Origin of the sequence: Paenibacillus sp. (genome assembly GCF_035645195.1) — a bacterium.
Taxonomy (GTDB): Bacteria; Bacillota; Bacilli; order Paenibacillales; family YIM-B00363; genus Paenibacillus_AE.
Genome location: NZ_DASQNA010000046.1, coordinates 1 through 22,825, shown reverse-complemented (window position 1 = coordinate 22,825; position 22,825 = coordinate 1). Strand labels below are relative to the sequence as shown.

The window sequence follows — 22,825 nt, the reverse complement described above, 5'->3', positions numbered from 1 at the left end:
TTCATTAACGGCGCATCGTGATATGCTAAACGAAGAATGATGGGCGGAGGCTGAACATGAAAAGAGGAGTCATCCTGCTGGCAGGCGGGGAAAACCGGCGCATGGGCGCCGAAAAATGGCTGCTGCCGCTCGGCGGCGTGCCGGTGCTGGGCAGACTTGCATCCGCGTTCGCCGGAAAGGCGGACGATCTTGCCGTCGTGCTTCCGTACGGCGCGGATCGGGCGCTGCGAGCTCGCGCAGAAGAAGCCGCGGACGGTGTTCAGATTCGCTGGCTGACCGATGCGGAACCATCGGCCGGCCCGTTAGCCGGCATAGAAGCGGCGATGTCGGGGAGCGATTGCGATTGTTTCCTGGCATGCGCGGCCGACATGCCGTTCGCTCGATGGGACATCGCGTCGCTGCTGTTCGACATTTGCGAGAAGGAGGGCGTACAGGCGGCGGTGCCCGTGCGCGGCGGCCGGCTGCAGCCATTGTTCGCGGTGTATCGGAAGGATGCGCTGACTGCTTTGCAGGCGTACCGGACCGAAGGCGGCCGCAAGGTGATGGGCTGGATCGACCGGCTGCAGGCGTCGATCGTTCCGGAAGACCGCTTCGCACTGCTCGATCCGGACGAAAGAGCGCTGTTTAATATGAATACGCCGGAGGATTACGAGAAGGCTAGAAGATGGATTGACAGCTAATTTTACTGATGATAACTTAGTTACAATAAGTAACTAAAGGGAGTGCTCCTATGAAGATGCCTTCTTTATTTTTAGCGCACGGGTCCCCGATGCTGGCGATCGAGCAGACGCCTTACGCGGATTTTTTGGGGCAATTGGCGGGAAACATCGGCAAACCGAAAACGATCGTCATTTTTACGGCGCATTGGGAAGAAGAGGAGACGACCATTTCGTCCTCCGACGACGTGTACGAAACGATTTACGACTTCGGCGGGTTTCCGGATGAGTTGTATCAAGTAAAATATCCCGCGCGGGGCTCCTCCGCCGTCGCCGATCTCGTGGCCGAGCGGCTGACGAAGGCGGGCTTGCCGGCCGAGCGCGATTATCGGCGAGGATTGGATCACGGCTCTTGGACGCTGCTGTACCGGATGTATCCGGAGGCGGACGTTCCGGTCGTCCAAATTTCGGTCAATCCGTACGTCCCGCCGGATCGGCAATTCGCAATCGGCGCCGCGCTGCGCGGACTGGGCGACGACGGTATCCTTGTCATCGGCAGCGGTGTCACGGTGCACAATTTGCGTATCGTCAAATGGGGCCAGACGACGCCCGAGCCTTGGGCCGTTGCGTTCGACGACTGGCTGGTTGAGCGCACGGTGAACCGGCAGCTCGACGAGCTGTTCCGCTACGAGGAGCTCGCCCCGATGGCTCGCGCCGCGGTTCCGCGCGCGGAGCATTTCGTGCCCTATTTCATCGCGTTCGGAGCAGGCGACCCTGCGGCCGTGCCCGAACCGATCCACCGCAGTTACATGTTCGGCACGTTGAGCAACTTGAGCGTTCGTTTCTAAAACAGGTGAGCGAAAATGGCCTTTGGACGACGTCCGCTGGCCTTTTTTTGTTCCATTTCCTCGGATATTACGTGGTATCCCCTTGGCTCAGCTAGTTGTCGCTTCCTTTACGTGGTTATCCCCTTGGTTCAGCAGGTTGCCGCTTTCTTACTTGGTATCCCCTTGACTCAGCTAGTTGCCGCTTCCTTACGTGGTCTCCCCTTGACTCAGCAAGTTGCCGCTTTCTTACGTGAAATCCCCTAGGCTCAGCAAGTTGTCGCTTTCTTACGTGGTATCCCCTTGACTCAGCAAGTTGCCGCTTTCTTTTGTGGTATGTCCTTGGTTCAGTAAGTTATCGCTTTCTTACGCGCTATCCCCTTGGCTCAGCAGGTTGCCGCTTCCTTACGTGAAATCCCCTTGGCTCAGCAAGTTGTCGCCTCCTTACGTGTTATCCCCTTGACGCAGCAAGTTGTCGCTTCCTTACGTGATATCCCCTTGGCTAAGCAAGTTGTCGCCTCCTTACACGCTATCCCCGTGGCTCAGGTTGCCTCAGCCTTACACGCTCTCCCTTCGACTCAGCAGCATATCGGTTAACTGGAAGAAAACAGAAAAAAATATAAAACAAAGTCATCGTGGTCAAACCGTTGCTGAGTGAAGGGGATAGCACGCAAGCGGGCGTGCTAGGTTCATTGCGCGGAAGCTGAGTGGATGGGATAACGTGTAATAAAAGCAGGGGACGGACATTCGGGCATTGGCGGTGGCAGTGGCAGGAGTACTGGTAATGGTAGTGATCAGTGGTAATGGTATTGATTAGTGGTAGTGGTATTGATTAGTGGTAATGGAAGTGATTAGTGGTAATCGTAGTAATTAGTGGCAGTCGAGTCGATGGGATCGTCGTTTGTAAGGATTTATTTCAAAAGAGGTTTTTGCGGGACATCCTGAGGCAAGGGGATAGCAGGTGCAGAAGCGGAAGATGAAAGGACGGAGGGAAATGAGGGAAGCAAAAATTGGAGATGAATGCTGAGCGACGGGGATAGCGTGTAAGTTCGGGCGGCAGGGTTCACGGAACAGAGACGGGAGCAAGTGGCGTAGTCGCTGCGGCTAGAGGACGCAGCTTGGATGAATCCGAGTAGAAGTCCGGTGGAATAAACGTGTTGAATGGTTGGACCATCATAGAGAACAGCGATGAAACAGGTATGCCAAATTCGGGGAGAAAGAGGTATAGTATAATGTATATAAATCAGAGGACACGAAACGGGGGCGGATGGGTTGAACATTTTGCTGTTTGCCGGGTTGGCCGAAGCGGTGGGGGCGGCGACGGTTCGTTTGAATGTGGAGCTGCCGGCGAGCGTGGCCGACGCGAAGAAGGCGTTGGCGGATGCGTATCCCGAAGCGGCGAAGCTGCTTGATTCTTGCTTTGCGGCGATCAACCATGCGTATGCGAACGATGACGCCGTCATACGGCCGGGCGACGAGGTGGCGTTCCTGCCGCCGGTCAGCGGCGGATGAGGTCGGCGGACAAGTTCGACCGATCTGCCGTCTCCGTCAGCGAGGCGCTGCGCCGCGTGCTGGAGGCCGTCTCGCCGGTCGGGGCGGAACGGGCGGCGTTAGACGCATGCTACGGCCGACGCGCCGCAGAGGACGTCGTCGCTCGCGAGCCGGTGCCGCATTTTCGGCGTTCGGGGATGGACGGGTACGCCGTGCGCGCGGCGGATACGGCCGGGGCGTCGCCGGCTGCGCCGGCGACGCTTCGCGTCGTGGGCGAGCTCGCTTGCGGCGAGGTGGCGAAGTTTGCGGTGCCGCCGGGCGGAGCGGCGCGCATTATGACCGGCGCGATGATGCCGGATGGTGCGGATGCGGTCGTCATGCTGGAGATGACGGAAATCGTTCCGGCAGCCGAAGGGGGAGAGGCGATTCGCGTTCGGCGTGCCGCGGCGGCAGGCATGAACGTCAGCGAGGTCGGCTCGGACGTGCCGGAGGGCACGGTCATCGTGCGCAGAGGCGAGCGGCTCGGAGGAGCAGAAGCGGCGCTGCTGGCCGCGACGGGCGCTGCGGACGTCGCCGTCTTCCGCAAGCCGCGGATCGCCATCGTGCCGACGGGGTCGGAGCTGCTGCCGATCGCATCGCCCGCCGAGCTCGGCAAAATACGCAACAGCAACGCGTATATGCTGGCGGCGCTCACCGCGAGCGCCGGCGGCGCGCCGGTGCCGTTCGCGCCGGTGCCGGATTCGGCGGAAGCGCTCGCCGAAGCGATCGGGGAGGCGGCGGAAGCCTGCGATCTAGTTCTCACGACCGGGGGCGTCTCTGTCGGCGATTACGACATTATGGCGGACTATTTGCGTGCGCCGGAGCAGCGGATGCTGTTTAATAAAGTGATGATGCGCCCTGGCAGCGTCACGTCCGCGGCGGTACGCGGGGGGAAGCTGATTTTGGGGCTCTCGGGTAACCCGGGGGCGTGCGCGGCGGGCTTCGAGCTGTTGGCGCGTCCCGCAATCAAGGCGCTGCAAGGCTGCGCGAATCCAGAGCCGATATTGTTCGAGGCGGAGCTGGCTGAGCCGTTCCCGAAGACGAATGCGTACCCGAGATATGTGCGGGGGACGTATTGGAGCGAGGGGGGACGGCTGAAGGCCGCGGCGGAGGCGGGAGATAAGTCAGCCCGCATGCTCCCCGGGCTCGGGGCGGCCTGCTACGTCGTCATCCCGCCGGGAGGGCGGGGATGGGAGGCGGGCGATCCTGTCGCCGTCCTTCCGCTGGAGCCGTGACAAGGGGAGATAACGCGTAATGACGGAAACATGCTGGCCGCCGGTCGTACAGATCGTTGGGTTTAAAAAGTCGGGCAAAACGACGTTAACGTGCCGCCTCGTCGAACGGCTCGCTTCGGACGGGTACCGAATCGGTACAGTGAAGCACGACGGACACGATTTCGAACCGGACGTGCCGGGCACCGATTCGAGACGTCATCGAGAAGCGGGGGCGATCATGAGCGCGGTGACGTCGCCCGAGCGCACGGCCTTTTTCGAAAATCGCGCCGCCTCGCTGGACGAGCTTATCGCGCGTATGCGCGAAGCGGATCTCGTTCTCGTGGAGGGCTGGAAACGAGAACGATTTTGCAAGGTAGCGATGATTCAGGAGGAGGAGCATTGGCTTACGATTTCCGCGCTCGCGCATCTTGGGGCGATCGTCACTTGGAATTCGGAGCTGCTGCCCAAAATGAGAAGTCTCGCCACAGTGCCGGTATTCGCGTTCGACGAAACGGAAGCGATCGCCGCTTTCGTTAAGGCGCAAATCCGAATCACATAGTCCAATCATTTCGGAAAATAGGGAGCGAAAGCTTCCTTTTTTTCATGCAAACAAACGCAACTGTACAAAAACGAACAATTGCGGTAGGATAGAATCAAACAAAAACAAACCTTTCTGGGAGGAATGGAGAATGGAATTTAGACAAGCGGCTTCGGCCGAGGCGACGAAATCGTACGATACGGAACGACTGCGCAAGGAGTATTTGATCGAGTCGCTGTTCGTCCCGGGCGAATTGAAGCTCGTATACAGCCATGTCGATCGATACATTCTTGGCGGCGTCGTGCCGACATCGGCCGCGGTAGCGCTTGAGGTCGAAGGCAAGCTGATCGGCGCGAACTTTTTCTTGGAGCGCCGCGAGATCGGCATCGTGAACATCGGCGGCGCGGGGACGGTCACGGCGGACGGCGTCGCGTACGCGATGGATAGCAAAGACTGCTTGTACATCGGCCGCGGCACCAAGGAAGTGTCGTTCGCGAGCGCGGATGCGGCGAACCCGGCGAAGTATTACCTCGTGTCGGTGCCGGCGCACACGACGTATCCGACCGTGAAGGCGGCGATCAGCGAAGCGGCACCGACGCATCTCGGCAGCATCGCAAACTCGAATGAACGGACGATCTACAAATACATTCACGAAGAAGGCATCAAGAGCTGCCAGCTGACGCTCGGCATGACGCTGCTGAAGCCGGGCAACATGTGGAACACGATGCCGTCGCACACGCACGAGCGTCGTTCCGAAGTGTACCTGTACTTCGATATGCCGGAAGACGGCGTCGTTTTCCATATGATGGGCGAACCGAAGGAAACGCGCCACCTTGTCGTGCGCAACGAAGAAGCGGTCATTTCGCCGAGCTGGTCGATTCATTCGGGCGTAGGCACTAGCAACTACACGTTCATCTGGGCGATGGCCGGCGAAAACCAAACGTTCTCCGACATGGATATGATTCCGATGAAGGAGCTCCGGTAATACGGGCGCATGCTGGCCGTACAACGTCATGAGCGTATCTTGCGAAGGCTGGAACGCGAACGGACCGTCCGCGTATCGGAGCTCAGCGCGGAGCTCGGCGTCACGGAGAAAACGGTCCGCGAAGACTTGGAGAAGCTTGAGGAGAAGGGGCTGCTCCGCCGCATTCACGGCGGGGCGGTAGCGATCTCGGACCATGAAGAGCCGCTGCTGCCGACGCCGGCGCAAAACAATAAATTTCCGCACGAGAAGCAGCGCATCGCCGCGCGCGCGGTGCAGTCGATCCAGCCCGAGGAAATCGTGGCGTTGGACGGGGGAAGCACGACGCTGGAAATGGCGAAGCTGCTCCCGAACGAACCGCTGACGGTAATTACGAACGATCTGTTCATTATCGCGGAGCTCGCCCGGAAGGATCGAATTCGGCTCGTCGTTCCCGGGGGATACCGCGAGATGAATTTGCTGGTCGGGCCGGAGGCGGTCGACTTTATCCGCAGCGTCAACATCCATAAGGCGTTCATGTCGGCTACGGGCATACATCCGGCGTTCGGCCTTACGATTTTCACGGGCGCGCAGCTCCCGATGAAACGGGCGCTGGTCGAAAGCTCGCGCGTCGTGCATTGCGTAGCCGATCGTAGTAAATTCGGTCGAAGCGCCCTCGTCACGTTCGCGCAGCTGTCGGAAATCGATACGATTTTTACGGACGAAAGGCTCCCGCCGGAAGTCGCGGCCGAATATCGGGAACGCGGAGTCGTCGTCGATGCGGGTCATTCGGAAGAGGAGGAACATGCATGAGTTCTTTGTTTGATTTATCGGGTCGGGTCGCCGTCGTCACGGGAGCCGGTCGCGGCCTCGGACAAGGGTTGGCGCTCGGACTGGCGGAAGCGGGCGCGGACGTCGCGCTCGTCGTCAACCGGACGGCGCCCGACGAAACGGTAAGCAAGGTGGAGGCGCTCGGGCGGAAGGCGGTCGTCGTACAAGCCGATCTTTCGACCGAGGCGGGGGCGTCCAGCGTCGTACAAGAGACGCTTAAAGCGTTTGGCAAAGCGGATATTCTCGTGAATAACGCCGGCATCATTCGCCGGGCGCCGGCGGCGGATCATCCGTACGCCGACTGGCAAGAGGTGCTTGACGTCAACTTGAACTCCGTCTTCTTGCTGTGCCAGTCGTTCGGTCGCGAAATGCTGAAGCAGGGCGGCGGCAAAATTATCAACATCGCTTCGATGCTTTCGTTCCAAGGCGGTATCACTGTGCCTGGCTATACGGCGAGCAAGCATGCCGTGGCGGGCCTCACGAAGGCGCTCGCGAACGAATGGGCGGGCAAGGGCATCAACGTGAACGCTATCGCGCCCGGGTATATGTCCACCGACAATACCGAAGCGCTGCGCAACGACGAGACGCGCAATCGGCAAATTTTGGAGCGCATTCCGGCGGGGCGTTGGGGAACGCCGGAGGACTTGAAGGGTCCTGTCGTTTTCCTCGCGTCGGGCGCCTCGGATTATATGAGCGGCCACGTACTTTGCGTAGACGGCGGTTGGATGACGCGTTAAAATCAAAATACGAAAACACGAGCAAAGGGCGTCTTCGGACGTCCTTTTTTTGCTTCCGGTCAATTTTTTTAATCAGGTGTAACTTTTTGGGTATACGCTGCGTCTTAGATGTAGTGCAATAGGCGTGGGGAGGAGAAAGAGAGAGAATGAGTGCGGATATTGCGGAGCAGCCGGCCGAAATCCCGCTGCTGTCCGTGCGCGGCGCGGAACGGACGTTCCAGGTCGGCGGGCAAAAGATCCACGTGTTGAAGGGAATCGATATGGAGCTTCGTCCGAATCAGCTCGTCATGCTGAAAGGGCGTTCCGGATCGGGGAAAACGACGCTTCTAAATATGCTGGGCGGGCTTGACGTGCCGACGAAGGGCGAAATCACGTTTCGAAACTATCCGTTCCACCAGCTCGACGACGACGAACGAACGGCGATTCGCAGGAGGGATATCGGGTTTATTTTCCAAACGTACGCCTTGATGCCGCTTCTGTCCGCTTGGGAGAACGTCGAGCTGTCCTTGCGGATGGCCGGAACGCCCCGCGCGGAGTGGAAGAATCGCGTCGCGCACTGTCTCGAGCTCGTCGGGCTAACGAAGCGGGCGGATCACCGGCCGTACGAGTTATCCGGCGGGGAGCAGCAGCGCGTGGCGATCGCGAAGGCGATCGCCCATCGGCCCGCCCTGCTGCTGGCCGACGAGCCGACGGCGGAGCTCGACAGCCAAATGGGCGCGCAGGTGATGGCGGTGTTCCGGGAGATCATCGCGTCGGAACGCGTAACGATTTGCATGACTACACACGATCCTACGATTTTGGAGGTTGCCGACCATGTTTACGAAATGGTGGACGGACGATTCAAAGCGTCCTAACCGTTCCTTGCGGGTTGCGGTTGCCGCTTGCCTCACTGTCGCGCTCGCGGTAACTTCCGGCTGCTCGCTGCTGCCGAAGGAAGACGAAGAAGAAGTGCTCCCCGTCATCACGCCGCCGAAGCTGTCGGAAAAGCCGACGTACGAAGTGAAAACCGGCACGATCGAGCAGAAAGTGCAGGCGATCGGGAAGCTGATGTCTTTAAAAGAAGAAACGTTGTTCTTCGAGGGGAACGGCAGCGCTTCGGCCGATACGTTCCGCGTGAAAGACGTGTACGTGGAAACGGGACAAGCCGTCGAAGCGGGGGCGCTCATCGCCGAGCTCGACGTGGCGGACAAACAGCGCGAGCTGCGTCGCAAAAAGCTGGAGTTTCGCAAAGAAGAGCTCAACATGATCGAAATTCTCCGAAAATCAGACGAATACGAACCGGAGGAGCTCGAAGCGCTGAAGGTGGATTTCGAAATGAAGCGCACGGAGCTGGTCGAGCTGGAAGAATCGATCGCCGGCGCCCAATTGACCGCTCCGTTCGCGGGAACGATCGTTTCGGTCGCCGTGAAGCCAGGGGACTCCGTGAAGGCATACGACAAAGTGGCGGTGCTCGCCGATTTGACGCAGCTCGTCGTGGCCGCTAAGTTCGACAAAGACGATGTGGAGGATATCGCCGTCGGAATGGACGCGGTGGTCAACATCAACTCGGCCGGCGAGTTCAAAGGCAAAGTCGATCGGCTGCCGACCGAAACTAGCGACAACAACAACGGCGGAGGCAACCCGAACCAACCGGCGGAAGAATCGATCGAGCAGTTCTTGCTCGTCGAGCTCGAGACGTGGCCGGAAGGCGTCACGCGGGGGACGCCGCTCAGCGTGTCGGTCATTACGAACCGGAAGGACAACGCAATCGTCATTCCGCCGGCCGCGCTGCGGTCGTATAACGGGCGAAGCTACGTGCAGGTGGTTGACGCGGAGGGCAATAAGGCCGAAATCGACGTCGAGGTCGGCATGCAGACGTCCACGCAAGTGGAAATCGTGAAGGGACTCGAGCCCGGGCAGAAAGTAGTGGGTCGCTGATGGGTCTCCTTTTGCTTCGGTTTCTGTATCGCAAAATGTGGAATACCCGCTGGCTGACGATCTCGACGCTTATCGGGCTCGTCGTCGCGGTCGCGTTCACGACCAGCATCCCGATGTATACGGACGGCGCGCTGAAACGCGTCGTCTCCGCTTCGCTGAAGGAGCGAAGCGACGGGTTCCCGGCCGGATCGCTGCTGATGCGGTACCAAGCCGTGGGCAGCGGCAAGGCGGATTTGACCGCATTCGGGGACGTGAAGCAGTTTATCGAGGAAGATATTCCGAGCCGGGTCGGCTTTCCGTTCGCCGCCTACGTGCAGACGGTGTCGATCCGGGGGACGCAGCTCGCCGTCGTCGATCCGCAGACGGTCGACCCGAGCAAGCGCCGCCAAATGACGCTCACGTCGATGAGCGAATTCGAGGGGAACGCGGAAATCGTTAACGGACGGTTCCCTTCTTCCCAAATCGTCGACGGCGTCATCGAAGCGGCGGTGCTCGAGGAAGGCGCGTTCCGCAATTATTTCCGGGTCGGGGACGAATTTTATTATCCCGTCCAAGGCAGCACGGAGCGGTTCCGAGTAAAAGTCGTCGGCACATACGTGCCGAAGGACGATACGAGCCCATATTGGTATCAAGGTCTCGAAGGGCTCGTCAACACGCTCGTCGTCGACGAAGAGCTCATGATGAAGGAATTGATCGAGCGGCGCGGGCTGGCGATCAATATGGCCACTTGGTACTATGCGTTCGATCTTTCCGACATTCAAGCGAGCGATCTGGCGCTTCTGTCTTCGGCGCTGTCGCGGCTCGATATCGAGCTGTACCAGCGGCTGCAGGGGACGCAGGTCGACATCACGTTCCAAGACATGCTGCGGGAGTTCCGCTCCCAAAGCCTGCAGCTTCAACTGCTGCTGTTCACGCTCGCGGCGCCGATGATCGCGATGGTGTTCTATTACATATCGATGAACGCCAAGCAGGCGCTGGACCGGCAGAAAAGCGACATCGCCGTGCTGCGAAGCCGCGGGGCCGGAACGAAGCAAATCATTTGGATGTATGTGCTCGAAGGTCTCATTTTGGGCGGCATCGCGCTCGTGCTCGGTCCGCTGCTCGGCTGGTTCATGGCGAAAAGCATTGGCTCGGCCAGCGGCTTCCTGACGTTCGTCGATCGCAAGTCGATCCCTGTCGGCTTCGGGTTGGACGCGATGCTGTACGGCGCCGCGGCGGTGCTGATCGCGATCGTGTCGACCGTCCTGCCGGCGATTCAAACCGCGCGATCCTCCATCGTCGGCCTCAAGCAGCAGATGGCAAGGGCTAACAAGCCGCCGATCTGGCAGCGGTTTTACTTGGACGTCGTCCTGATCGGCGTCGCCGGCTACGGCTGGTATTTGTTCCGCGAACGGCAAATGATTTCGATGCAGACGGGATTGACCGCGGATCAGCTGCAGGTGCAGCCGACGCTGTTTTTCGTGCCGGCGCTCGCGATTTTCTCGGTCGGCCTGTTCTGTTTGCGCATCTTCCCGCTTATTTTGCGGCTTATGAATTGGCTTGGACGGTCGTACTTGCCGGTGCCGCTGTATCTGACTTTGGCGCAGCTGTCCCGTTCGTCGAAGTCGTACTATCCGCTGATGCTGCTGCTCATTTTGACGCTCGGTCTAGGCATGTACAACTCCGCTGCGGCGCGAACGATCGATCTCAACTCGACCGAACGCACGCTGTACCAATACGGGACGGACGTCATTATCCAAACGGTGTGGGAAGGCTTCGTCGAGTCGAGCGGGCCGCCGCCGCAGCAAAACCCGGGCGGGCAGCCCGGCGGTCAACCGGGCGGTCAGCCGGGAGGACAGCCCGGCGGCCAACCGGGGGGCGGCGGAGGCCAGCCTGGCGGAGGGGCGCCTCCGGCGCAGCAGGTGTTCTACATCGAGCCGCCGTTCGAGGTGTTTCGCGAGCTGCCCGGCGTCGTGCAAGCGTCGCGCGTGCTCCAGACGAGAGGCAACGTCGTCGTCTCCGGCAAATCGATCGGCCAAGGCAAAGTGATGGGCATCGAAAACGACAAGTTCGCCGAGGTCGCATGGTGGCGAAGCGATTTGTACCCGGTGCACCCGTACTTATACCTTGATTTGATGGGAGATTTCGAGCAGGCGCTCATCATTCCGCAGAAGGTCGCCGACAGGTATCAGTTAAAGCCGGGCGATTTGGCGAACATCAGCATTCAAGGGCAGTTGATCGAATTCATCGTTGTCGGCATACTGCCGTATTGGCCTTCGCAGTACCCGGACGAAACGCCGTTTTACATCGCGAATATCGACTACATTTACGATCAGATCCCGCTCATCCCGTACGAGGTGTGGCTGGACATGGAAGATGGCGCGCGAGTGACGCCGATCGTCGAGACGCTCCAAGAAAAGGGCATCGGCATCGCCTCGGTGAAGGACGTGCGCAACGAACTGATCGTCCAGCAGCGTCACCCGGCGCGCGGCGGCGTGTTCGGCATTTTGAGCCTCGGCTTTCTCGTCTCGGTGGCGATCTCGCTGATCGGCTATGTGCTGTACTGGTTTTTCAACCTGTCGAGCCGGGTCGTGCAGTTCGGCGTCCTGCGGGCGATGGGGCTGTCCCGGAAAGGGCTCACCGGCATGCTGCTGCTGGAGCAAGCGTTCACCGCCGGCCTCTCCATCGTGCTCGGCCTTTCGATCGGGCGGCTTGCGAGCTTGTTGTTCCTGCCGTTCCTGCAGACGACGGAGAGCGCCGCGAGTCAGGTGCCGCCGTTCCGCGTCGTCTTCTCGGCGGGGGACACGCTGCAGCTGTACGGCGTCGTCGTCGTGATGATCGTGCTCGGCGCGGGCTTGCTCCTGACGCATATTCGCAGGCTGCGGGTGCACCAAGCGGTGAAACTCGGAGAGGAGCGATAACCGATGATCACTTGCGAAGGGCTCGTGAAAATTTACAAAACGGACGAAGTCGAAGTCGTCGCGCTGCAGGGGCTTAACCTGACGGTGGATCGCGGGGAAATGATGGCGATCATCGGCAACTCCGGCAGCGGCAAATCGACGTTCATGAACATCCTGGGCGGGCTCGATCGCCCTTCGGCCGGCACGGTCCGGGTCGGCGAATGGGACTTGCTGAAAATCAGCGACGAGCAGCTCGTCGAGTACAAACGGCGTACGGTCGGGTTCGTGTGGCAGAACAACGCCCGGAACCTGCTTCCATACTTGACCGCCTTGGAAAACGTCGAAATGCCGATGATGCTCGGCGGCAAGCTGGACCGCCCGTACGCGAAGCAGCTGCTCGAGATGGTCGGTCTCAAAGACCGCATGAACAACAAGCTGCATCAGCTGTCGGGCGGCGAGCAGCAGCGGGTGGCCATCGCGATTTCGCTCGCTAATCGGCCTTCGCTGCTGCTGGCGGACGAACCGACCGGTTCCGTCGATTCGGCGACGTCGGATCGGATCATGGACATATTCCGTTCGTTCAACCGGGAATTCGGCGTCACGATCGTCATCGTGACGCACGATCTCGAGCTGGCGGGCAAAGTGGACCGGGTCGTCGCGATTCGCGACGGTTTAACGAGCACGGAATTTATTAAGCGCAACCCTGAGCTCGATTCCGCCGTCTATAATAGCGAAACCGTCGGAAGACGTACGGTGAAAGAGGAACACGAGGCGTATGTGGTCATCGATCGCGCCGGTCGTTTGCAAATTCCGAAGGAATACCTGGAGGCGCTCGGAATCGGGAACAAAGCGTCCCTCGAGTTCGACGGGGAGAAAATCATTATTCAAGCACCAAAATCATTGGAGGGGAAAGCATGAAGCTTTCAACACGCACATCGAAAATGGCCCGCACCATGGCCGTCACGCTGACCGCGGCGGTCGGCATGTCGACGCTCGCCGCCTGCTCGCAAGGAGAGACCCCGTCGGACGATACGGAGCGCGTGCTTCGCATCGCTACGCTGCAAGGCTATGGCGACGACGATCAGTGGTTCCGGCAGCAATTTACGGAACTCTATGAATTCTCGAACCCGAACGTCAAAATCGAAGTCGTTCCTGCGGTCGACTACAGCAAATTCCGTTATTCCGACGGAACGACGCCGCAAGAACAGCCGAATCCGATGGAAGAGTTAAAGAAGCTGATGCAGGGCGATAACCCGCCCGACCTCGTCATGATCGAGTTCAACAATTTGCCCGATCTCGTGAACGAGAACCTGCTGATGCCGCTCGATCCGCTCATTACGGCCGACAAATTCGACACGTCGAAAATCGTTCCGACCGTACTCGAAGGCATCAAAGAAGCGGCTCCGGACGGCAAGCTGTACGCCCTCGCTCCGTTGTTCAGCTCGTCGGCGCTGTTTTACAACAAAGCGATCTTTACAGAGAAAGGCGTACCGTTCCCGACGGACGGCATGACGTGGAATCAAGTGTTCGACTTGGCTCGTCAATTGTCCGGCGGCGAGGGAGAAAACCAGAAGTACGGCTTCTCGTTCTCGACGTACCAAGGCGGGGATTCGTTCTACGAAATGCAGCTGTATACGCAGCCGCTGCAGCTTAGCTACTTCGACCCGTCCGGCGACAAAATGACGGTCGACACGGACCAGTGGGAGAACGTATGGAAAACGGTGGTCGACTTGCGCGAGCAGCAGATCATTCCGGGACCGCCGAATTTCGAACAGCAAAATAACCGGCAGCCGGGTCCGTTCGAATGGGATAACTTCTTGTCGGGCCGCACGGCGATGGCGATCTCCAGCTATTATTATATTAACGAACTCATTAACGCCAACCGCCAAGCGGAAACGGACGATCGGCTCGACCCAATCGATTGGGACGTCGTGACGCTGCCGACGCATGAGGACGCGCCGGGCATCGGCGGACAAATTTATTTGCAGGGCATGATGGGCATCAACGCGAAGGCGCAAAACCAAAAAGACGCATGGGAGTTCGTGAAGTTCGTCAACGGCGACGATTGGGCGCGTCTGAAGTCGCGCAGCCAAGGCACCCTCGTCGCGAACAAGAACTACCTGCAGCCGAAGGAAGGGCTCGAATACAACATCGAGGCGTTCTATCAGTTGAAGCCGGCTCCAGTGTTGGACGAATCCGAAATTTATCGGAAATATCCGAACATCTATATGGTTCACCAAATCGGTCAGCAAAAGTTCCAAGAGGTGCTAGACGGCAAGAAGGAAGTGCGTCAGGCACTGAAGGAATGGCAAACGGAAGGCGACGCGATGCTGCAGCAAATGCGCGAGGATCCGAACTTCCAGCCGAACTTCGGCGAGCCGGGCATGCCGATGCCGATCGATACCGAAGAAGCGGTCGAAGTGAAGGCGGAATAATTCAGGCGGAACGAAAGAGGACGCGGGCGATATGCCGTCGCGTCCTCTTTATGATTAGTTGCTCTTCAACATAAACGATTGATGCGCGGTCCAGGCGCCGTTCTCCGTTTGGTACAGCAGGTGAATGCGGTCGACCCGGAACGAAAGCGACAGCGGCTTCGGCCTGAGGCTCGCGTAAATGTCGTGCATCTCATCGTTGCCGATGTTCTGGGCAACCGTCAGATGCGGCGTGAAGTTGTATTTCGACTCCCTGGGCTTCAATGGGCCGCGGCATATCGCTTCGTGCATGCGGATGAGCGGATCGGGGTTCTCGAGCGCCATGTACACGACGTTCGCCACCGGGTAGAACGTCGAAAACCGGTTCAGCGTGACTTCCGCGGGCGAAAGTTCCTCGGCGACGGCGTTCAAGTGCTCCACGGCCTGCTCGAGCGTCGGCGGATCCCACGGCTCCGCCTCCCGAAGCGTCAGGTGCGGTGGAATGAGGCTGTAATGGGGGTCGAATCGTTTCCGATAGCTGTTGGCCGCGTCCTGTACGTCTTTGGGAGGGAAGATGACGATGCCGAAATTCATGACGGCCGCCTCCTTCGTAAGTAGTTATGTTTTATTATACCGTATCCATATCCTTTCATAAGGAGAAATTTTTTGCCCCATGGTATAATGGAGCGAGGTTGAGAGGAGGACGACAGCATGGGGAAACAGGTCCACAGCCGTATCATTCATGAAGCGGTATTAGAGAAACTGGCGCTCCGCGGCGTTCGTTTGGAGGATATCGCGGAAATCGTCCTGGAGATGCAAAAGCCGTACCATCCGGCGCTGCAGCTTGAAGCTTGTTTGGAAAGCGTCGCCAAAGTGCTCGAGAAGCGGGAAATGCAGCATGCCCTGCTGGTCGGCATCGAGCTCGACGAGCTGGCGGAGCAAGGAAAGCTGTCCGAGCCGCTGCTGTCGCTAGTGCGTTCCGACGAGGGGCTGTTCGGCTGCGACGAAACGCTCGCGTTAGGATCCGTCCTCGGGTACGGCAGCATCGCTGTGACGACGTTCGGTCATCTCGACAAGCATAAAATAGGAATCATTAAAAAATTGGATACGAAAATCGGGCAAGGCGTCCATACGTTCTTGGACGATCTCGTCGCCAGCGTCGCTGCGTCCGCGGCCGGGCGCATCGCTCACCGAGCGCGCGACGAAGAAGAGCGGATCGCGGATGCGGAAGCGGCCGCTGCCGCTGCCTTGGAAGAGTAATCCTGGCGTAGCGATGAATGGAACCGCGGCCCCGGGGGCATCCTTAGAACACAATTCTTTGCGAAGGAGCGGTGTTCGGATGGCATGGGTATACTGGGGCCGGCTGTACAACACGAAATTCCAGGCCAGCTGCTTGGCGAAACGCATGGAAGAGGACTGGTGGATTTACGGATACGAATGCCCTCAAATCGTAGAAATTTATTGCTCGAAAAAAGGCCGCTACGGCGTACGATATTTGCTGTAATCGGGCATTGTAATCTTGACAACATATACTTCGATCTATTATATTAGTATTTGCTTCGCTTTATTTTAACGGCGCGGGGTGGAGCAGTCCGGTAGCTCGTCGGGCTCATAACCCGAAGGTCGCAGGTTCAAATCCTGTCCCCGCAACCAATTTATCGTACGGGCCTTTAGCTCAGTTGGTTAGAGCGGTCGGCTCATAACCGATTGGTCACAGGTTCGAGTCCTGTAGGGCCCACTAACCCGTACAGCCTTGTCCCGCAAGGGAATTCGGCATCATACGACCCGCTGTCAGGCGCGAGAAATTCGCTCCCGACGGCGGGTTTTTTCGTGGTTTCGTTTATCGTATCAATGGTTTATAGTACAATAGATGAAAGAATAGCTAAGGTGGGAGACGACTTGAAAAAGCGGTTGATCATTATCGGCGCGACCGCCGTTCTGTTAACGGCTGGGGGGTACATAGGTTATCAATATGCAATAGATCTGGCGGCGGAAAAAATCGCGGAGCAGCTTTCGGACGAAACGTTCGCCATGATCGAGGAGCTCGAAGCGGATCTTCCGGTAGTTCCGATAGCTGGCAGCGAATCCGAGGCCCCCGCTGCGGAGGGCAACGCGAGCGGCAAGGCGAGCGGCGAGGCGAGCGCCGGGGCGGGCGCCGAGGCGAGCAGCCAAAAGGAGACGTCCGGCGCCGTTTCGGCGACCGGCGGCAGCACGTCCGCGAACGATCAGTCCGCCGAACCGAAGAGCGCAGAGGCCGCACCGTCGTTCAAAAGCAAAGAGGATGCCGTGAAATTCGCGATGAGCCGGTTCTCGGCCTCCGAAATTAACCGGTTCCGCAAAATGGCCAGCGACGGGTTAACGAGCGAAGAAAAGCAGGAATTGAAACAAATCGCGTTCTCCAAATTTTCGAGAGCGGAAATCGAAGCGGTCCGACAAGCCGTAGCGAACCAGTAAATGTTACCGAGGAAACCTCGTCGACGAGGCGCCTACAGCGCCATCGCGGCGGGGTTTCTGCGTTGGCGCGGGGAATAGCCCGGCGATCGTTGTGGAAAGGCTAAGACGATGACGCCGTCAAGGGGGAACGGAAGGATGGACGCAGCTTCGACGCGCAGCGCCAACGGTCGCTGGGTATGGTACGATGCGGACGATGCGGCGCGGGCGGGGAACGGTACGGCTGGCAAAGGGGACGATTCGCTCCGCTCCGAGCTGCGCGAATGGCTCGAGCAAGGGCGCATCGCCGATCGCAACCGGGTGCGCACCGCGGCGTACGACGAGGGCGCTCCGAGGCTGCACGGCACCCTCGTGCTCGTCTCCGATCCGCGGGACGAAGAGACGAAGCACGGCCTGCGTTACCTCGCGACGAACGGCGAGCTTGTGACGGCCGGGTTGTCGCGTTTTTTTATCGGGACGATGCGGGAAGAACGGTTCCGAACGAGGCTCCTCGCAAGCGAAACCCCCATCGATGCCCTCTTATTCGTGCTGTCGCTGGCCGTCGAGCGGTACTTCGATTGGATGGATCGGTTCGAACGGCAATTGACGCGAGCCAAATCGCAAATGAGAGATACGAACGGCGGGCATTTATTCCAGTTCATTATGGATTTGCGTTATGATCTGCTCCACTGGAACGCGCAGCTCATTCCGCTCAACGAAATTCGTTTCGCGGCCGAAGAGACGTTCCGCGACGCGCGGAGCGGCGAAGCGTTCTCGGTGTACCGGCTGCGTCTGGAACGAGCGCAAATGCTGCAGGACGAATACGAAAGCGAGATCGATTCGCTGCTTAAGCTGGACGAGATGACGATCAATTATCGTTCCAATGACATCATGAAGACGTTGACCGTGTTTACGGTGCTGCTAACGCCGATGACGGCGCTAGGGGCGATCTGGGGTATGAATTTTTCGTACATGCCGGAAACCGACTGGAAGTGGGGATATTTCGCCTCGTTGGCTGTCATTTTCCTATTTATGGGGGTCATTTACTGGTATTTGAAAAGACAAGGCTGGACGGAAAATTTGCTTCGCGCGAAGGCACGGGACCGACCGTGATGCGAGGCATGATTCATACGGCTACATTGTTTTGAGCGCGAGGTTTCCCTGCGGGCTCCGAGCCGATCGCGGAAGCGGCCTCGGACACGGAACGGCAAGGGACGCAAACGCATAGGGGAAGACTTTTCCGGAAAAAACCGGTTTTAAACACGAGATATGCCTCCTCATGTCGGACCAATTGCCGGCAATAAACGCAGAACGCGTTCACAAGAAGTGCACCTCCGAATAAATTTTCTGAATATTCGTCTTGTACAACCTTCGGAGACAGGCGGCGGTTTGCGGGGGTCGCTTGAATACGAACGAAAACGGCAGGATCCGTCGATCCTGCCGTTCGTTTGCGGCCCGCTTATTTTTTGGCCTTCGTGTCCGTTCCGGCGTCGGGCATCAATTCCCGGTCCAAACGGTCTTCTTCGTCGGGGATGCCGTAGTCGTTGCGCAAATCCGGCGGACGGTTGTTCATGATTTGGTCGTCTTCTCCATCCTTAATGGGCTTGCCAGCCATCGAAATCACCTCGCTCGCCGCGCGGATTAGTCCCGCTCGTCTTCTTCCGGCTCGTCGTATTTGTTGATGTGCGCCGTAATAGCTTCCACGGCATCGTCCTTGTTCGTCGAGGCCGGGACGGCTTTCACTTCGTCTTCCGTTTTATCCCGGAAGTTTTGCTGATCGGCGCGGATCGACTCGATTCGGTTGCTCATGATTTGCCTCCTATCTCGTTAGGTCGTAACGCATCGGCGCCGGCTTAGGAGTTTTTCCGCTTTTCGGCGGACTTCGCATCGGGTTTGCCGTCCGCGAAGGAGGCTTCGATGTTGTCCATAATGCCCTCCACCGCACCGGCGAGACCGTCCGTAGCACCCATATGCTCTTGTCCGGCCGGCGTGGGAATGCCCCCGGTTTCGAACGCGGTTTGCTCCCGCAGCTCTTTTTCCATGACGAAAGCCCTCCTATACAGCGAACGATTCGTTATCGTTCATCCTCCGTTTCATCCATCCGGTCCTCGCGCTGCTCTTGCTGATATTCGGTGCCCGGCGTATTGAGCTGCTCGTCTTCGCGCTCGTCGATGATGTCTTCTTGGCGCTCCTGCTGCATTTCCTGGCGCATGCCGTCGCCCCCGCATGCCGTAAGGCCGAGCGCAAGCGCCGCAGCCGCGGCACCCGCCGCCCAACGTTTCATCGTCATCATTGGTGGAATCCTCCTTTGTTTGCAATGTAAGGTTAGGGTTTGCAACGAACGCTTTTTTATACCATGGGAAAGTCGTTATAATAGAGGGAAACGTTGAACGGCGGTGAACTCGATGAAGCAGCACGCGATTGTGTTATACGACGGGGAGTGCAATATGTGTAACGCGGTCGTGCAGTTTACGATCGTTCGCAACCGCGGAGGCCGCCTGCGGTACGCCGCGCAGCAGTCGGATGCCGGCCGGCGTCTGCTCGCCGCGCACGGATTGTCCGGGGATGCGCTGGATACGTTCGTCTTGATCGAAGGGGATCGCGCGTATACGCGGTCGGAGGGCGCCCTCCGTTTAATGAAGCATTTGAACGCAGGATGGCCGCTGTTGTCCGCGCTCCGGATCGTCCCGCGTCCGCTTCGGGATCCGCTCTATACGTTCGTAGCCCGCAACCGGTACCGGTGGTTCGGCAAAAGCGAGCGCTGCATGTTGATGCGGCCGGAATATCGGGATAAGTTCTTAACGTAAAAAAAACCTGCGCTCCTTCAGGAGCGCAGGCGGGGAGTTTAGTTGGCTGGACCGCTGGAGACCGGCGTATCGGGGTCGACCGCGCCCGCGTCCGTAAGCACGTGCTCGTATCGAATGTCGGTAATGGCGGAGCTAAGGTACGTTGCCGCCTTCGGATACGAGATGACCATCGGATACAGCGCGGCCGGATCCGGGTATTGCACGCTGTAGCGCACGACCGCGGACGACTCGCCGGTAAAATCGATGCCGACGATGGCGATCTTCCAGCCCGGATGCGGCTTTTCGCCCATGTCGAGCACGATTTTTTGGATATCCGCGTTCACCTTGACTTTCGAAACGTTCACTTCGCCGCTTTGGATCGGATCTTGGCGAGGCGGCTGCTGTTGGCTCTCGACGATCTTCAGCGCGTTGCGGGCCATGACGACGGCTTCCGCGCGGGTGATCGGCTCCTGCGGGCGGAACGCTTGGTCTTGGTTCAGTTCGACGATGCCGCCGTTGAGCGCGGTTTGGATCGAATTCATAAAGCCTTCGGAAACTTGTTTTTCGTCTTTCAGCGTGTAATAGATCTCGGTAAACGCATATTCGCCGGTTTTCTGCAAACCGTGCATGAGCCAGTGGACGAATTGCTCGCGGGTGACCGGCTCGTTCGGAATGATGTCCTTATCGATCGGCAAACCGTTCACTTGCGCGATGACGAACGCTTCGGCATACCAGGCGTCGTTCGGAATTTTGGTAAAATAATCGCTCGCTTGCGGCTCTTTAATGAACGTGTACGCTGCGAGGCTGAGGTTTAACGTCTTGACAATGAGCGGAAGCGCGGTTTGCGCGGACAGCTTCTCGTGCGGAGCGAATTTGTTGTTGCCGGTGCCGCTGACGATGCCGCGTTCGCGCATTTCTACGATCTTATCGGCATGGGCGACGCCCTCGAGGTCGTTGAACGCGTGCGCGCCGGATGCGAGGGAGCCGGTCAAGATTGCTGCGGCCGCCGCGGCCGCGAACCAGGTTTTCTTCATTTGGATTCACCTTTCTTCTAATGAAATTTTCCTTGTCTTTGATTGTGCTTATTAAACGTCGTATGCCGGCGCAAAGTTGCGAGAGCGATGCGCCTATTTTTCTGGGAATTCGGTACTTCTATCGTGAGCTCGATAGTCGACTATTAAACGTAGCAGCGCCGTTGGTTGTTGCAGGGGAAGAGGAATGTCATCATGAAGATGTCGCAATTCATCGTCGTTGTCGCCGTGACGGTCGCCGGTTTGGCAGTCGCTTACGTTCGCGAATTGCCGCTCGCGGCGGGCTTTACCGCCGGTTTGACGGCGCTCGTCGCCATGGCTCTCCGCACCGGAGCGGCGCCGAATGCGCGCGCGTTGTGGGGAATGATGCGGGAGGGCGTCGCGCATACGAAAGAAGTCGTTTGGATTTTACTGTTGGTCGGGCTGCTCATTCCCGCTTGGTCGGCGGGCGGGGTCATCCCGTTTTTGGTCGATGCGGGGCTGCGTTTGCTCCACCCGGAGTGGATCGTGACGTTCGGCTTCGCATTCGCGTCGGCCGTCGCGATGACGCTCGGCACGTCGACGGGCACGTTGAGCGCAGCGGGCATTCCGCTGATGGGCATCGCGGCGCATCTCGGCGTCCCGCTGCCGCTGATGGCCGGGGCGCTCGTCTCGGGCGCGTTCGTCGGCGACCGGACGTCGCCGCTGTCGAGCGCGCACCAGCTCGTCGCCGCTTCCGCAGGAGTGCCGCCGCGATCGCTCTACCGCCTGCTGCAGCCGACGACGTACGCCGCGTTCGCGCTCGCGCTCGCCGTCTTCGCAGCGTTCGATTGGTTCGGCGCTTGGGGCGAAGCCGGCGAGGGCGCGTCGGCGGGAGCGGAGCTGGCGGCGATCGGCGGCTATACGTCGTCTTGGCTGCTCGCCTTGCCGCCGCTGCTGCTGCTGGCCGCCATCGTGCTCCGCATCCGGACGCGGTACGCCTTCTTGATCGGCATCGCGTCCGGCATCGCCGTCGGCGCCGCGACGCAAGGAGGAGCGGCGGGGGAATGGCTCGGCTGGCTGTGGGCCGGCTATCCGACGATGTCGGCCGAAGGCGAGCTCGTCCGCGGCAAAGGCGTCGCCAGCATGTTCGAGCTGGTCCTATTGATTGCCATGGCCGGCGCGTATAACGGCATCTTAGAGAAGACGGGAATCGTGCGTCCGATCGCCGCGCGGCTCATCGGCGACAATCCGACGCTGCCCGGCGTCACGATTCGAGCCGGCGCGTTCGGCCTCGGCCTCGGCCTTGTCTCGTGCACGCAGACGCTGCCGATCATGATGACGGCGCGCAGCCTCGCCCCGGCATGGACCGAGCGCTTTACGCGCGAGCAGCTCGCCCGCGTTACCGCGGATACCAGCCTGCTGCTCGCCGCGCTCGTTCCTTGGAACATGATCGCAGTGCTTTGCGGCACGATCGTCGGCGTCGCACCGGAGCGGTTCGCCCCGTATGCGCTGTTTCTATGGCTCCCGCCGCTGCTGACGCTCGGCTACAGCGCGTTGACGCGGCGGGCGACGGCCGGACAAATTTTTGATCGAAAACCGGTTGACACTCATCTCGAAAGCTGATAATATCATATTTGTCGCCGCTGAAATGCAGGCGCGAATATGAGACCTGTTAGCTCAGCTGGGAGAGCACCATCTTGACAGGGTGGGGGTCAGTGGTTCGAGCCCACTACAGGTCATAATACGAAGAGCACCGCAAGGCTTCGGCCTTGCGGTGTTTTTGTTTTGCGGATCCTCGGGCAGCGTTATCAGTATTTTGGTAAGGTTGCCATAAAGCAGCGGTTGTGTCGACTCGCCTGCGGTGGTATATTATGAATCCGCCCGATTGCGGCGGCGGTCGAAACGAGCTGTTAACAATTACCTGTTGAAACGCGGTTCCGATTCGTGATATATTCTAATTCCGGTCGCGAAAAAACGCATCGGACAAGCAAGAAGGCAAGACAAGCTTGCTCCTTGAAAACTGAACAACGAGCGCATACGCGCTGTGAGCAATCACAGCAAAGTTTTAAAGCTAGCTTGTAATGAGCATAGACGAACTACCCTTTTTGGAGAGTTTGAT

25 protein-coding genes and 3 tRNA genes are annotated in these 22,825 nt (G+C 58.9%); 22 read left to right on the top strand and 6 right to left on the bottom strand.

From position 1 onward, the window contains the following. Positions 1-56 precede the first annotated feature (56 nt). The 13 genes from mobA (at position 57) to VE009_RS25360 (ending at position 14,522) form a co-directional block, all read left to right on the top strand. Entirely contained in the window at positions 57-680 is a 624-nt protein-coding gene (mobA, locus tag VE009_RS25420) for a molybdenum cofactor guanylyltransferase (protein WP_325012648.1), read from the top strand. A 50-nt stretch (positions 681-730) separates the two neighbouring features. Next, positions 731-1,504, top strand: coding sequence for a class III extradiol ring-cleavage dioxygenase (locus VE009_RS25415; protein WP_325012646.1), 774 nt, complete (start codon positions 731-733; stop codon positions 1,502-1,504). Positions 1,505-2,752: 1,248 nt separating this feature from the next. After that, positions 2,753-2,992, top strand: coding sequence for a molybdopterin converting factor subunit 1 (gene moaD, locus VE009_RS25410; RefSeq protein ID WP_325012644.1), 240 nt, complete (start codon positions 2,753-2,755; stop codon positions 2,990-2,992). Then, positions 2,989-4,245 (top strand): gephyrin-like molybdotransferase Glp, encoded by a 1,257-nt coding sequence (glp, locus tag VE009_RS25405; RefSeq protein ID WP_325012642.1) that lies wholly within the window; start codon positions 2,989-2,991, stop codon positions 4,243-4,245. Before moaD ends, glp begins: the two co-directional genes overlap by 4 nt. Positions 4,246-4,264: 19 nt before the next feature. Then, positions 4,265-4,783, top strand: coding sequence for a molybdopterin-guanine dinucleotide biosynthesis protein B (mobB, locus tag VE009_RS25400; protein WP_325012640.1), 519 nt, complete (start codon positions 4,265-4,267; stop codon positions 4,781-4,783). A gap of 130 nt (positions 4,784-4,913) precedes the next feature. Next, entirely contained in the window at positions 4,914-5,747 is an 834-nt protein-coding gene (kduI, locus tag VE009_RS25395; protein ID WP_325012638.1) for a 5-dehydro-4-deoxy-D-glucuronate isomerase, read from the top strand. 9 nt (positions 5,748-5,756) lie between these two features. Continuing rightward, positions 5,757-6,536, top strand: a complete 780-nt coding sequence (locus VE009_RS25390) for a DeoR/GlpR family DNA-binding transcription regulator (RefSeq protein ID WP_325012636.1) — start codon at positions 5,757-5,759, stop codon at positions 6,534-6,536. After that, entirely contained in the window at positions 6,533-7,291 is a 759-nt protein-coding gene (gene kduD, locus VE009_RS25385; RefSeq protein WP_325012634.1) for a 2-dehydro-3-deoxy-D-gluconate 5-dehydrogenase KduD, read from the top strand. The genes VE009_RS25390 and kduD overlap by 4 nt, the downstream gene beginning before the upstream one ends. A gap of 146 nt (positions 7,292-7,437) precedes the next feature. Continuing rightward, positions 7,438-8,145 carry an ABC transporter ATP-binding protein gene (locus VE009_RS25380; protein ID WP_325012632.1) on the top strand — a complete coding sequence of 236 codons (708 nt, stop codon included), beginning with the start codon at positions 7,438-7,440 and terminating at the stop codon, positions 8,143-8,145. Beyond that, positions 8,105-9,208 (top strand): efflux RND transporter periplasmic adaptor subunit, encoded by a 1,104-nt coding sequence (locus VE009_RS25375; RefSeq protein ID WP_325012630.1) that lies wholly within the window; start codon positions 8,105-8,107, stop codon positions 9,206-9,208. Before VE009_RS25380 ends, VE009_RS25375 begins: the two co-directional genes overlap by 41 nt. Continuing rightward, positions 9,208-12,108, top strand: coding sequence for an ABC transporter permease (locus VE009_RS25370; protein ID WP_325012628.1), 2,901 nt, complete (start codon positions 9,208-9,210; stop codon positions 12,106-12,108). The genes VE009_RS25375 and VE009_RS25370 overlap by 1 nt, the downstream gene beginning before the upstream one ends. Positions 12,109-12,111: 3 nt before the next feature. Then, positions 12,112-13,005 (top strand): ATP-binding cassette domain-containing protein, encoded by an 894-nt coding sequence (locus VE009_RS25365; protein ID WP_325012627.1) that lies wholly within the window; start codon positions 12,112-12,114, stop codon positions 13,003-13,005. Further along, entirely contained in the window at positions 13,002-14,522 is a 1,521-nt protein-coding gene (locus VE009_RS25360; protein ID WP_325012625.1) for an ABC transporter substrate-binding protein, read from the top strand. The genes VE009_RS25365 and VE009_RS25360 overlap by 4 nt, the downstream gene beginning before the upstream one ends. Positions 14,523-14,576: 54 nt before the next feature. Here VE009_RS25360 and VE009_RS25355 read toward each other — a convergent pair whose 3' ends face one another. Next, complete coding sequence (locus VE009_RS25355; RefSeq protein ID WP_325012623.1) at positions 14,577-15,092, bottom strand: 2'-5' RNA ligase family protein; 516 nt, start codon at positions 15,090-15,092, stop codon at positions 14,577-14,579. Positions 15,093-15,209: 117 nt separating this feature from the next. On the opposite strand from VE009_RS25355, the gene VE009_RS25350 reads away from it, so the two are divergent. The 6 genes from VE009_RS25350 (at position 15,210) to VE009_RS25325 (ending at position 18,041) form a co-directional block, all read left to right on the top strand. After that, positions 15,210-15,758, top strand: coding sequence for a phosphatidylglycerophosphatase A (locus VE009_RS25350; RefSeq protein WP_325012620.1), 549 nt, complete (start codon positions 15,210-15,212; stop codon positions 15,756-15,758). Between the two features lie 79 nt (positions 15,759-15,837). Next, positions 15,838-16,002 (top strand): hypothetical protein, encoded by a 165-nt coding sequence (locus VE009_RS25345; protein WP_325012618.1) that lies wholly within the window; start codon positions 15,838-15,840, stop codon positions 16,000-16,002. A gap of 72 nt (positions 16,003-16,074) precedes the next feature. Then, a tRNA-Met gene (locus VE009_RS25340) sits at positions 16,075-16,151 on the top strand. Between the two features lie 11 nt (positions 16,152-16,162). After that, a tRNA-Ile gene (locus VE009_RS25335) sits at positions 16,163-16,236 on the top strand. 161 nt (positions 16,237-16,397) lie between these two features. Next, entirely contained in the window at positions 16,398-16,952 is a 555-nt protein-coding gene (locus VE009_RS25330) for a hypothetical protein (RefSeq protein ID WP_325012616.1), read from the top strand. A 135-nt stretch (positions 16,953-17,087) separates the two neighbouring features. Continuing rightward, entirely contained in the window at positions 17,088-18,041 is a 954-nt protein-coding gene (locus tag VE009_RS25325; protein ID WP_325012614.1) for a magnesium transporter CorA family protein, read from the top strand. A gap of 346 nt (positions 18,042-18,387) precedes the next feature. Here VE009_RS25325 and VE009_RS25320 read toward each other — a convergent pair whose 3' ends face one another. Genes VE009_RS25320 through VE009_RS25305 form a run of 4 tightly spaced genes read right to left on the bottom strand, consistent with a single transcriptional unit; the run spans position 18,388 to position 19,221 of the window. Continuing rightward, positions 18,388-18,543 (bottom strand): hypothetical protein, encoded by a 156-nt coding sequence (locus tag VE009_RS25320; RefSeq protein WP_325012612.1) that lies wholly within the window; start codon positions 18,541-18,543, stop codon positions 18,388-18,390. A gap of 26 nt (positions 18,544-18,569) precedes the next feature. Then, a complete protein-coding gene (locus tag VE009_RS25315; protein ID WP_325012610.1) occupies positions 18,570-18,737 on the bottom strand; it encodes a hypothetical protein in 168 nt (55 codons plus the stop codon). Between the two features lie 44 nt (positions 18,738-18,781). Continuing rightward, positions 18,782-18,970: a hypothetical protein gene (locus VE009_RS25310; protein ID WP_325012608.1), complete on the bottom strand. Its 189-nt coding sequence runs from the start codon at positions 18,968-18,970 to the stop codon at positions 18,782-18,784. Positions 18,971-19,002: 32 nt separating this feature from the next. Next, positions 19,003-19,221 carry a hypothetical protein gene (locus tag VE009_RS25305; protein WP_325012606.1) on the bottom strand — a complete coding sequence of 73 codons (219 nt, stop codon included), beginning with the start codon at positions 19,219-19,221 and terminating at the stop codon, positions 19,003-19,005. Between the two features lie 112 nt (positions 19,222-19,333). Here VE009_RS25305 and VE009_RS25300 point away from each other — a divergent pair, with 112 nt between their 5' ends. After that, complete coding sequence (locus VE009_RS25300; protein ID WP_325012604.1) at positions 19,334-19,735, top strand: thiol-disulfide oxidoreductase DCC family protein; 402 nt, start codon at positions 19,334-19,336, stop codon at positions 19,733-19,735. Between the two features lie 38 nt (positions 19,736-19,773). On the opposite strand, the gene VE009_RS25295 is transcribed toward VE009_RS25300, so the two are convergent. After that, the gene (locus VE009_RS25295) at positions 19,774-20,748 is read right to left on the bottom strand and encodes an S-layer homology domain-containing protein (protein ID WP_325012602.1); all 975 of its coding nucleotides are present in this window, start codon (positions 20,746-20,748) and stop codon (positions 19,774-19,776) included. 192 nt (positions 20,749-20,940) lie between these two features. Here VE009_RS25295 and VE009_RS25290 point away from each other — a divergent pair, with 192 nt between their 5' ends. Beyond that, positions 20,941-22,329 (top strand): Na+/H+ antiporter NhaC family protein, encoded by a 1,389-nt coding sequence (locus tag VE009_RS25290; protein ID WP_325012600.1) that lies wholly within the window; start codon positions 20,941-20,943, stop codon positions 22,327-22,329. A gap of 43 nt (positions 22,330-22,372) precedes the next feature. After that, positions 22,373-22,445: transfer RNA gene (locus VE009_RS25285), tRNA-Val, on the top strand. The last annotated feature ends 380 nt before the right edge of the window (positions 22,446-22,825 follow it).

Coding starts and splice junctions, on each gene's coding strand:
- mobA (WP_325012648.1), top strand. CDS start 57: ATGAAAAGAGGAGTCATCCTGCTGGCAGGCGGGGAAAACCGGCGCATG.
- VE009_RS25415 (WP_325012646.1), top strand. CDS start 731: ATGAAGATGCCTTCTTTATTTTTAGCGCACGGGTCCCCGATGCTGGCG.
- glp (WP_325012642.1), top strand. CDS start 2,989: ATGAGGTCGGCGGACAAGTTCGACCGATCTGCCGTCTCCGTCAGCGAG.
- mobB (WP_325012640.1), top strand. CDS start 4,265: ATGACGGAAACATGCTGGCCGCCGGTCGTACAGATCGTTGGGTTTAAA.
- kduI (WP_325012638.1), top strand. CDS start 4,914: ATGGAATTTAGACAAGCGGCTTCGGCCGAGGCGACGAAATCGTACGAT.
- VE009_RS25390 (WP_325012636.1), top strand. CDS start 5,757: ATGCTGGCCGTACAACGTCATGAGCGTATCTTGCGAAGGCTGGAACGC.
- kduD (WP_325012634.1), top strand. CDS start 6,533: ATGAGTTCTTTGTTTGATTTATCGGGTCGGGTCGCCGTCGTCACGGGA.
- VE009_RS25380 (WP_325012632.1), top strand. CDS start 7,438: ATGAGTGCGGATATTGCGGAGCAGCCGGCCGAAATCCCGCTGCTGTCC.
- VE009_RS25375 (WP_325012630.1), top strand. CDS start 8,105: ATGTTTACGAAATGGTGGACGGACGATTCAAAGCGTCCTAACCGTTCC.
- VE009_RS25370 (WP_325012628.1), top strand. CDS start 9,208: ATGGGTCTCCTTTTGCTTCGGTTTCTGTATCGCAAAATGTGGAATACC.
- VE009_RS25365 (WP_325012627.1), top strand. CDS start 12,112: ATGATCACTTGCGAAGGGCTCGTGAAAATTTACAAAACGGACGAAGTC.
- VE009_RS25360 (WP_325012625.1), top strand. CDS start 13,002: ATGAAGCTTTCAACACGCACATCGAAAATGGCCCGCACCATGGCCGTC.
- VE009_RS25355 (WP_325012623.1), bottom strand. CDS start 15,092: ATGAATTTCGGCATCGTCATCTTCCCTCCCAAAGACGTACAGGACGCG.
- VE009_RS25350 (WP_325012620.1), top strand. CDS start 15,210: ATGGGGAAACAGGTCCACAGCCGTATCATTCATGAAGCGGTATTAGAG.
- VE009_RS25345 (WP_325012618.1), top strand. CDS start 15,838: ATGGCATGGGTATACTGGGGCCGGCTGTACAACACGAAATTCCAGGCC.
- VE009_RS25325 (WP_325012614.1), top strand. CDS start 17,088: ATGGACGCAGCTTCGACGCGCAGCGCCAACGGTCGCTGGGTATGGTAC.
- VE009_RS25320 (WP_325012612.1), bottom strand. CDS start 18,543: ATGGCTGGCAAGCCCATTAAGGATGGAGAAGACGACCAAATCATGAAC.
- VE009_RS25315 (WP_325012610.1), bottom strand. CDS start 18,737: ATGAGCAACCGAATCGAGTCGATCCGCGCCGATCAGCAAAACTTCCGG.
- VE009_RS25310 (WP_325012608.1), bottom strand. CDS start 18,970: ATGGAAAAAGAGCTGCGGGAGCAAACCGCGTTCGAAACCGGGGGCATT.
- VE009_RS25305 (WP_325012606.1), bottom strand. CDS start 19,221: ATGATGACGATGAAACGTTGGGCGGCGGGTGCCGCGGCTGCGGCGCTT.
- VE009_RS25300 (WP_325012604.1), top strand. CDS start 19,334: ATGAAGCAGCACGCGATTGTGTTATACGACGGGGAGTGCAATATGTGT.
- VE009_RS25295 (WP_325012602.1), bottom strand. CDS start 20,748: ATGAAGAAAACCTGGTTCGCGGCCGCGGCGGCCGCAGCAATCTTGACC.
- VE009_RS25290 (WP_325012600.1), top strand. CDS start 20,941: ATGAAGATGTCGCAATTCATCGTCGTTGTCGCCGTGACGGTCGCCGGT.